The following is an 8,072-nucleotide window of genomic DNA, read 5'->3' as shown; positions in this document are numbered from 1 at the left end:
CAACAGACACACCCGGCACCACCACAACCACTTCACAGGCCATGAATCGCTCCGGAGCAACTTCACAAACTTACCGGATCATTCACTCAGAAGCAAATCCGTGTTTCAGGATTTCCATCTGAGGAGACCCGCTCCCAACCTCTTCAGGAGCGCTCTAAAGCCCTACCAGAATTGGTGTTGATTTTTGGGGTTTTGGCCGCCGTGGTTACCAGCTCTTCGCTGTCTCCCTCGCGGCGACTTAGAAAACAATACACCTGCTCCTGCGCCACCGCAAATCCCCCTGCCAGAAGGGTCCGATCCCCGCCATTCCGCGGCGAAACGGCCCATTGGCACCCCTGGGGGGCCGTCCGCCGTCGTACTTCATTTCTGTGTGCTGCAGCACAGTTCCAACGCCGGCCCCCAGTCTCGCATGAGGCCCGAGGCGCAACCACCCAAACGGCGCCATCGCAAAGGTCCGTTAAACCCAGAAGAGCCGGCAACCGTAAGGTTGCCGGCTCTTCTCAAGCAGCTGGTAGCAGCGGTGCTGGATTACCAGGAAGACTTGGTGATGCCCGGAAGTTCGCCCTTGTGGGCCATGTCGCGGAAACGGACACGTGAGATGCCGAACTTCTGGAAGGTACCGCGGGGACGGCCGTCGATGATGTCGCGGTTACGCAGACGGATCGGGGACGCGTTGCGGGGCAGCTTCTGCAGGCCCAGGCGGGCTGCTTCGCGTGCTTCGTCGGTTGCGTTTTCGTCAACCAGGGTCTTCTTCAGCTCGAGGCGCTTTGCAGCGTAACGCTCAACGATGACCTTGCGCTGCTCGTTGCGAGCAATCTTGGACTTCTTAGCCATGTTTAGCGCTCCTCTCGGAATTCGACGTGCTGGCGGATCTTGGGGTCGTACTTCTTCAGGACCATGCGGTCCGGATCGTTACGACGGTTCTTGCGGGTTACGTAGGTGTAACCCGTGCCCGCAGTCGACTTGAGCTTGATGATCGGACGTACGTCCTTGTCCTTAGCCACTAGAGCTTCACCCCACGAGCCAGGATCTGGGCGACGACTACGTCGATGCCGCGTACGTCGATGGTCTTGATGCCACGTGCAGAGACCTGCAGCGTGACGTTACGGCGCAGGGACGGAACCCAGTAGCGCTTCTTCTGAATGTTCGGATCGAACCGGCGCTTGTTGCGGCGGTGCGAGTGCGAAATGCTGTGCCCAAAGCCCGGCTCGGCTCCGGTCACTTGGCAGTGTGCTGCCATGACTTCTCCTCAAGAATTGAAAGTAATGATCCGCATATCTGCTGCTGGACCATGCTGCTAAGGGCGACCCAAAAATGAAGAAGGGCAACGGTTAGTCACGCAACTTGAGCCCCTAACTACCGGCCACCCTGGAGAAATTACCGGGCAGCCGGAGCAATTGCGCACGCTCCGCGCACTTAGCGCCTACCAAGTCTACGAGTTCACGCAATTAAAGACCAATCCGGCGCCGGAGGGTGTATAAGCGGGCCCGGGGTTAGAGGCGGATTAGCTCTGGGTATTTCGGCGTCAAGCCGTCCCCGGAGGACTTGCCGGTCACCCTGCGGACAACCCAGGGACCGGCATACTCGCGGAACCAGCGGGCGTTGGCGCGGAGGGCGTCCACACCGCTGAGTTCGGGCACGGGGGTCATGGGCGGGATGTCAATGGAGTGATCGTGTTCCAGGACGTCCAGCACGCGCTTAGCCATATTGGCGTGGCCTGCCGCGGACATGTGCATCCGGTCCTGCGCCCACATGCCCCAGTCGTAGTACTCGCTGAAGCGCCAGTAGTCCACCAGGAGCGCGCCGTGGTCTCCCGCAATGCCGCGGACCAGTTCGTTGTAGATCGCCGTGCGCCCACGCATGGTGCTGAACACCTTCGAGCCGCGGGCGTCGAAGCCTGTGAACATGACCACGGTGGCGCCGGTGGCGCGCAGTTTGGCGATGGCGTCGTCGTACTCCACCAGAAGGTCGTCAATATCGATCCTGGGGCGGAGGATGTCATTGGCGCCGGCGTAGATGGTCACCAGGGTGGGGTTAAGTTCGACGGCGGCGTCCACCTGCTCAGCCAGGATATGGCGCAGTTTCCTGCCGCGGATGGCGAGGTTGGCGTAACCGAAGCCCGGGTCAGCGGCGCCCAACTGCTCGGCCACGCGGTCCGCCCAGCCGCGGACACCGTTGGGGCGGGTGGGATCGTCGTCGCCCACGCCTTCCGTAAAGGAGTCTCCGAGGGCGACAAACCGGGAAGTAAAGTCCATCCGGTTAGTTTGCCACCCGTTGCCGGGAGCAACCAACCAGCTGACGTGTGGTCTAGTTTTCCCGCAGGATCCAGTGGTCCGTGTCCAGCCGGCCAACCACCTTTTCGCCGATCCTCGCCAGATCCAGGACATCCTGCTCAGTGAGGGCATCCAGGAACAGGTCACGAACGTCCTCGACGTGCCCGGGCGCGAGCCCCACGATGGTGGCCATTCCTTCTTCGGTCAGATGGGCGGTGGTGACGCGGGCATCATGGGGATGCGGCCGCCGCTCCACCCAGCCGCGCTTCTGCAGTTTGGTCACTACGTGCGACAGCCGGGAAAGGGACGCGCTGCTGCGGGCGGCGAGCTCGCTCATGGGCAGGAACCGGTCTTCCGCCTCGGAGAGCATCGCCAGGACGGTGTAGTCGAAGAGCGAGAGCTTCCCCGCGGCGTGGAGTTTGGTGTCCAGTGCTGCCGGCAGCAGGGTGTTGATACTTACCAGGGCCAGCCAGGCACGGCGTTCGTCGGCGTTGAGCCAGCGCGGTTCGGTCATGTCCCTCATTCTACGAGAGCAGCGTGGTTGATTCTTCAACTAGGTCCCGCGGCGGCCGGTAGGCTGGGGCCATGTATGTTGTCTCCCTGAGCTACCGGGTTCCGCAGGACATCGTGGACTTCCATAACGCCGGCCACGTTGCCTGGCTGCAGAAGGCTTTCGACGACGGCGTTTTCATTGCGGCCGGCCGCAAAGTGCCCAGGACCGGGGGTCTGCTGCTCTCCCAGGCGGATCGCGCTGTCCTTGATGCCTGCCTGGAGCAGGATCCGTTCTATACGAATGGCGTGGCGGACTTCGAGGTCATGGAGTTCCACGCGGCCAGGGTGGCCCCGGGTTACGAGATCCTGCTGGACAGCTAGTACTCACGCGGGCCGTTGGATGCGCCCGCCAGCTTTTTTAGTCCGCCCTTCCGCGGCACCCTGACCGGCTCCGGCCAGCGCGGGCCCAGCTCGTCCCCCAGGGTGACGCCGCGCAGCTTGCGGCCGAAGAGCGGCAGGACCCAGTCGCGGATCCAGCGCCGCTGCTGCCGCTCCCATTCCCGCAGGCTGTGCCGGGCCGGCGGTTCCCAGTCCTTGGGCCGGATCTTGTGCGGCACCCCCAACTGGTCCAGCACTTGCCCCGCCAGGTACTTATGTCCTGCCTTGGACATGTGGAGCCTGTCGGAGTCCCACATCCGCCGGTCATGGAACGCATCCAGGCACCAATAATCCACCAGCACCGCCCCGTACTTCCCGGCGATGGCCCGGACGTGCTGGTTGTAGTAGGTGTTGCGTTTCCTGAGCGGCTCCAGCAGTGCGGACACCTTGACGTCAAACCCCGTGAAAAGCACCACCGTTGCCCCCGTTTCCGCCAGTGCAGCCACGAGCTTTTCGTAGTCATCCATGAGCGCGGCCATGTCCGTTTTCACGTCCAGGATGTCGTTTCCACCTGCATAGAGCGTGACCAGCGAGGGCCGCATCCGCAGCGCCGGTTCCAGTTGCTCGCTGACGATATGCCGGAGCCGCTTGCTGCGGATGGCAAGGTTCGCATAGCGCCACCCGGGCTGGGCCTTGGCAAGCTTCTCCGCCACCCGGTCTGCCCACCCACGGACACCATTGGGCAACCGCTCGTCCCGGTCCCCGACCCCCTCCGTGAAAGAGTCCCCTAGGGCGACAAAAACCCGCCTCCCGGAGTCAGGGAGCAAAGGTTGAGCACGCACCAGCCCAAGGTAGCCACCACAGAAGAAGGAAGAACGACGCCGGGGTGAACAGGAAGTGCGAGAGTGTCCGCCCAAAACCCGCATCGAGTGCGAGAGCGTCCCCGAAAAACCGGCAGGATCTGATGGAGCGTTGCCGGGGGCTGCAGCGCAGCGAGACTTACCCTTCGGCTTTGCCCTGCCGCCAGTACCCCATGAACGCCACCTGCTTCCGGTCGATCCCGACGTCCCGGACAAGGTACCGGCGCATGTCCTTGATGACGGCGGCTTCGCCTGCGATCCAGGCGTAGAAGGGCATGGCGCCGGCCGGCATGCCCGGGTTCTTGGTGGCCTGGATCTCGGAAGTCTCCATCCGCGCCGGGGTCTCCCAGAGGATGTCCACGTCCACGTTGACGTCCTCCGGCTCGGGGCCGGCGCCGCCGTCGGCCGCTTTGATCCCCACCCAGCCGGGCACGGGCACGGCCTTGCGCACGGCCGCTTGGAGCAGCTCGCCGTGCGGCCGGGACCGCCCGATGGACGCCCCGCGCGCCAGCCAGGTGATGTCGACGCCGGCGGGTGAAGTCAGTTCCCTGAAGTCGCCGGCTTCAGGGACCTCCAGGAACGCGTGCCCGGTCATGTACTCCGGCAGGCTTTCCAGGATGGCGGAGATGGCGGGGACGGATGTTTCGTCACCGGCCAGCAGGACGCGCTGCGCGAGGCCAGGCCGCCATTCGATGCCCGAGTAGGTTTCGGCCGTGACGCAGTGCGCAGCCCTGTTGTTGGGGCCGATGATGGTGATCGCGTCACCGGGCTGGGCGTTGAGGGCCCAGTTGGCGGCCGGCCCTCCATGCCCAGAGTCGTCGAAGTGCATCACGAAGTCCACGTCGATCTCCGGGTACACCGCGTCCAGCCGGGCCTGGCGGACGGTGTAGGTGCGCATGGAACCGCGGACGGCCGGGTCCATGGCCAGCCATTCGCGGTACCAGCCGGCCTGGCTCATTTCGAACACCGGGAGGGGCAGCGGGCTGCCGTCCGCCGCGAGGGACGGGATCATCAGCTTGATCCGGAGGTCCAGGGTGCCGCCGTGGACGCCGAAGTCCCGCAGGGAATATCCGCCGAACGTGATTCTGCGGAAATTGGGGCTGAGCTCCTGGACCGAGGTGACGGTCACTTCGAACGCCAGGGTCATGGGCTCCGTGGAGGCGATGTCGCGGGTTTTCATGAAACGAGCTCCAGTTCGTTGGCGGGGACGTGGTGGCGGCCGATGGGAATGATCAGGGGGGTGCCGGAGACGGGATCCGGGATGACGCGCGATTCGAGGCCGAAAACGCTGCGGACCAGCCCTTCCGAGACCACGTCCAGAGGGCTGCCCACTGCCACCACGGCGCCGTCCTTCATGGCGATCACGGTGTCCGCGTACCGCGCGGCCAGGTTGAGGTCGTGTAAAACGATGGCCACGGTGGTGCCGCGCTGGCGGTTCAGGTCCGTCACGAGGTCCAGGACTTCCACTTGGTGCGCGAGGTCCAGATAGGTGGTGGGTTCGTCCAGGAGGAGCACATCGGTTTCCTGCGCGAGGGCCATGGCGATCCAGACGCGCTGCCGCTGCCCGCCGGAGAGTTCGTCGACATTCCGGTCGGCGAGGGCAAGCGTCTCCGTGGCTTCGAGCGCGCGCTGCACGGCAGTTTCATCCCGTTCGCTCCAGCTGCGGAAGAAGCCCTGGTGGGGGTAGCGGCCGCGGCCCACCAGGTCCCGGACCGTGATGCCGTCCGGGGCGGTGGGATGCTGCGGCAGGAGCCCCAGGGTGCGGGCCAGTTCCCGGGCGGGAAGGGCGTGGATGTCCTTGCCGTCCAGGGTCACGGCACCGGCAGCCGGCTTGAGGAGCCGGGACAGCCCGCGGAGGAGCGTGGACTTCCCGCAGGCGTTGGCGCCCACAATCATGGTTACCTTCCCCTCCGGAATCTCGGCACTGAGGCCGTCCACCACGCAGCGCTGGTCGTACTTCAGCGTCAGGTCCTTGGCGTTGAGAACTGCCACCTCAGGCATCCTTTCGGTTGGCCGTGACCAGGAGCCACAGCAGGAACGGGGCACCGAGCGCACCGGTGATAACGCCCACCGGCAGAACGGTGCCGTCCAGCAGCAGGGGGGCCACGTTGGCGGCCACGTAGTCGGCCGCCAGGACAATCACGGCGCCCACAAGGGCCGACGCCGGGAGGCTGGCTTTACCGGTGAAGCGCCGGGCGATGGGACCGGCCAGGAAGGCGACGAACGAGACCGGGCCGGCTGCCGCCGTCGCCACCGCTGCCAGCGCGACGGCGGTGATCACCAGTGCCAGCCGGGTGGCACCTACCCTGATCCCCAGTCCGGCGGCGGCGTCGGGGCCGAGCTCCAGGATGCGCAGCGGGCCGGCGATGGCAACCACGGCGGGGAGCAGGACGGCGAGGGCCAGGGCAAGGACGCCCGCGCGGTCCCAGCTGGCGGAGTTCAGGGAACCGTTGAGCCAGACCAGGGCGTCCGCCGCGGTGCGGATGTCCGCGCGGGTCATCAGGAAGTTGACCACTGCGTGCAGTGCTGCGGCGATGCCCACCCCGGCAAGGATGAGCCGGTTCCCGGCAGCATCGCCGCGGCCGGTTCCGCGCAGGGTGCCGCCGCTGGAAATGGCGTAGATGATGGCTGCCACACCCAGCGCACCGCCCAGGGCCGCCCCGGAAACCGCTGCGCCGGATGCTCCGAAGACCACGATGGCAGTCACCGCCGCAGCGCTGGCCCCGTAGCTGATGCCGATGACGTCGGGACTGGCCAGCGGGTTGCGGAGCATGGTCTGGAACAGGGCGCCCGCCAAACCGAACGCGACCCCGATCATGGTGCCGATGACGGCCCGCGGCAGCTTGTTCTCCATCACGATGAAGCTGGCGCCGGGGATCTTTTCACCGCCGGTCAGGTGGGCGATGAGGATCCTGAAGAAGTCCGGAATGGTCACCGTGTAGCTGCCGAGCAGGACGGACACGGCGAACAGGACCACAACGACGGTGGTCAGGAGGGCGGTCCGGTTCGGGCCCCGAAATGGCAGAAAACGAGGGTATTTGCGCGCCGGACCGCCGTCAAATGCCGTCTCGCGGGGGTTGGTGAGGGTCACAGGCCGGCCCCCTTGCCCCGGCGGATCAGCCAGACGAAGACGGGTGCTCCGACGAGGGCGGTCATGATGCCGGCCGGGACTTCGCCGGGCAGGAGCACCACGCGGCCGATGATGTCCGCGCCGAGGAGCAGTGCCGGGGCAAGGACCAGGGAGAAGGGCAGGATCCAGCGGTAGTCCGGGCCGGTGAGGAAACGGACGGCGTGGGGGATGACCAGGCCCACGAAGGCGATGGGCCCGGCAAGCGCGGTGGCCGATCCGCACAGCAGCACAATGCCGAGCGCGGTGACGGCGCGGGACAGGCCTACCCGCTGGCCCAGGCCCCGGGCGATGTCGTCGCCCAAGGCCAGGCTGTTGAGGATGCGGCCGGTCAGAAGCACAATGAGGGCACCGGCGGCCAGGAAGGGCAGTCCGGAGAACACCATGGACCAGTCGCGCCCGGCGATTCCGCCCACCTGCCAGAAGCGGAAGCGGTCCAGGGTGTCCTGGCTGGAGACCAGGATGACGTTCATCAGGGAGTAGAGGCCCGCATTCAATGCGGCGCCCGCCAAGGCGAGCTTCACCGGGGTGGCCCCGTCCCTGCCGAGCGAGGCAATGAGGTACACCACGACGGCGGCGGCAGCGGCCCCCACGAAGGCGAACCAGATGTAGCCGGAGAGCGAGCCGACGCCGAAGACGTAGATGCCGGTCACCACGGCGAGGGCGGCACCGGCGTTGACGCCCATGATGCCGGGGTCGGCCAGCGGGTTGCGGGCCACACCCTGCATTGCTGCGCCGGCGAGGCCAAGTGCCCCGCCCGCCAGCAGGCCAAGGACGGTGCGGGGGATGCGGGCGTGGACCACGGCATGGTCGCCGTTGGCGGGATCAAACGCGGTGAGCGCCTCCCATACGGTGGCCAGGGGAAGGCCCCGCGCACCAATGGCCAGGGAGGCCCCGGCAAGCAGGGCAAGTACGACGACGGCGGCCAGCAGCCAGGCGGCG

General features: G+C 66.1%; 11 protein-coding genes. 1 reads left to right on the top strand and 10 read right to left on the bottom strand.

The window, feature by feature from the left end:
- Positions 1–528 precede the first annotated feature (528 nt).
- The 5 genes from rpsN to ACKAE7_RS19905 all read right to left on the bottom strand — a co-directional run bounded on the left by rpsN (position 529) and on the right by ACKAE7_RS19905 (position 2,787).
- Positions 529–834 (bottom strand): 30S ribosomal protein S14, encoded by a 306-nt coding sequence (gene rpsN / locus ACKAE7_RS19925; RefSeq protein WP_009358853.1) that lies wholly within the window; start codon positions 832–834, stop codon positions 529–531.
- Positions 835–836: 2 nt separating this feature from the next.
- The gene (rpmG, locus tag ACKAE7_RS19920) at positions 837–1,004 is read right to left on the bottom strand and encodes a 50S ribosomal protein L33 (protein WP_013602737.1); all 168 of its coding nucleotides are present in this window, start codon (positions 1,002–1,004) and stop codon (positions 837–839) included.
- Positions 1,004–1,240 carry a 50S ribosomal protein L28 gene (gene rpmB / locus ACKAE7_RS19915; RefSeq protein ID WP_013602738.1) on the bottom strand — a complete coding sequence of 79 codons (237 nt, stop codon included), beginning with the start codon at positions 1,238–1,240 and terminating at the stop codon, positions 1,004–1,006. Before rpmB ends, rpmG begins: the two co-directional genes overlap by 1 nt.
- Before the next feature lie 253 nt (positions 1,241–1,493).
- The gene (locus tag ACKAE7_RS19910) at positions 1,494–2,255 is read right to left on the bottom strand and encodes an SGNH/GDSL hydrolase family protein (RefSeq protein ID WP_408980102.1); all 762 of its coding nucleotides are present in this window, start codon (positions 2,253–2,255) and stop codon (positions 1,494–1,496) included.
- A 52-nt stretch (positions 2,256–2,307) separates the two neighbouring features.
- Positions 2,308–2,787, bottom strand: a complete 480-nt coding sequence (locus tag ACKAE7_RS19905) for a MarR family winged helix-turn-helix transcriptional regulator (RefSeq protein WP_188732444.1) — start codon at positions 2,785–2,787, stop codon at positions 2,308–2,310.
- A 71-nt stretch (positions 2,788–2,858) separates the two neighbouring features.
- Between ACKAE7_RS19905 and ACKAE7_RS19900 the strand changes: the two genes are divergently transcribed.
- Complete coding sequence (locus ACKAE7_RS19900) at positions 2,859–3,146, top strand: YciI family protein (protein ID WP_408980101.1); 288 nt, start codon at positions 2,859–2,861, stop codon at positions 3,144–3,146.
- Here ACKAE7_RS19900 and ACKAE7_RS19895 read toward each other — a convergent pair.
- The 5 genes from ACKAE7_RS19895 to ACKAE7_RS19875 all read right to left on the bottom strand — a co-directional run.
- Positions 3,143–3,988: a GDSL-type esterase/lipase family protein gene (locus ACKAE7_RS19895; RefSeq protein WP_238340949.1), complete on the bottom strand. Its 846-nt coding sequence runs from the start codon at positions 3,986–3,988 to the stop codon at positions 3,143–3,145. The genes ACKAE7_RS19900 and ACKAE7_RS19895 overlap by 4 nt on opposite strands.
- Before the next feature lie 154 nt (positions 3,989–4,142).
- Complete coding sequence (locus ACKAE7_RS19890; RefSeq protein ID WP_408980100.1) at positions 4,143–5,183, bottom strand: siderophore-interacting protein; 1,041 nt, start codon at positions 5,181–5,183, stop codon at positions 4,143–4,145.
- Positions 5,180–5,995 carry an ABC transporter ATP-binding protein gene (locus ACKAE7_RS19885; RefSeq protein WP_321201532.1) on the bottom strand — a complete coding sequence of 272 codons (816 nt, stop codon included), beginning with the start codon at positions 5,993–5,995 and terminating at the stop codon, positions 5,180–5,182. The genes ACKAE7_RS19890 and ACKAE7_RS19885 overlap by 4 nt, the downstream gene beginning before the upstream one ends.
- A gap of 1 nt (position 5,996) precedes the next feature.
- Entirely contained in the window at positions 5,997–7,028 is a 1,032-nt protein-coding gene (locus ACKAE7_RS19880; RefSeq protein WP_408980103.1) for a FecCD family ABC transporter permease, read from the bottom strand.
- Between the two features lie 62 nt (positions 7,029–7,090).
- On the bottom strand, positions 7,091–8,072 hold a 982-nt coding region (locus tag ACKAE7_RS19875; RefSeq protein ID WP_408980099.1), incomplete at its 5' end, for a FecCD family ABC transporter permease.

The organism is Pseudarthrobacter sp. NKDBFgelt, from assembly GCF_046097905.1.
Classification (GTDB): Bacteria; Actinomycetota; Actinomycetes; order Actinomycetales; family Micrococcaceae; genus Arthrobacter; species Arthrobacter polychromogenes.
This window is presented reverse-complemented; position numbering and strand designations above follow the sequence as displayed.

Coding starts and splice junctions, on each gene's coding strand:
- ACKAE7_RS19905 (WP_188732444.1), bottom strand. CDS start 2,787: ATGACCGAACCGCGCTGGCTCAACGCCGACGAACGCCGTGCCTGGCTG.
- rpsN (WP_009358853.1), bottom strand. CDS start 834: ATGGCTAAGAAGTCCAAGATTGCTCGCAACGAGCAGCGCAAGGTCATC.
- rpmB (WP_013602738.1), bottom strand. CDS start 1,240: ATGGCAGCACACTGCCAAGTGACCGGAGCCGAGCCGGGCTTTGGGCAC.
- ACKAE7_RS19910 (WP_408980102.1), bottom strand. CDS start 2,255: ATGGACTTTACTTCCCGGTTTGTCGCCCTCGGAGACTCCTTTACGGAA.
- ACKAE7_RS19900 (WP_408980101.1), top strand. CDS start 2,859: ATGTATGTTGTCTCCCTGAGCTACCGGGTTCCGCAGGACATCGTGGAC.
- ACKAE7_RS19890 (WP_408980100.1), bottom strand. CDS start 5,183: ATGAAAACCCGCGACATCGCCTCCACGGAGCCCATGACCCTGGCGTTC.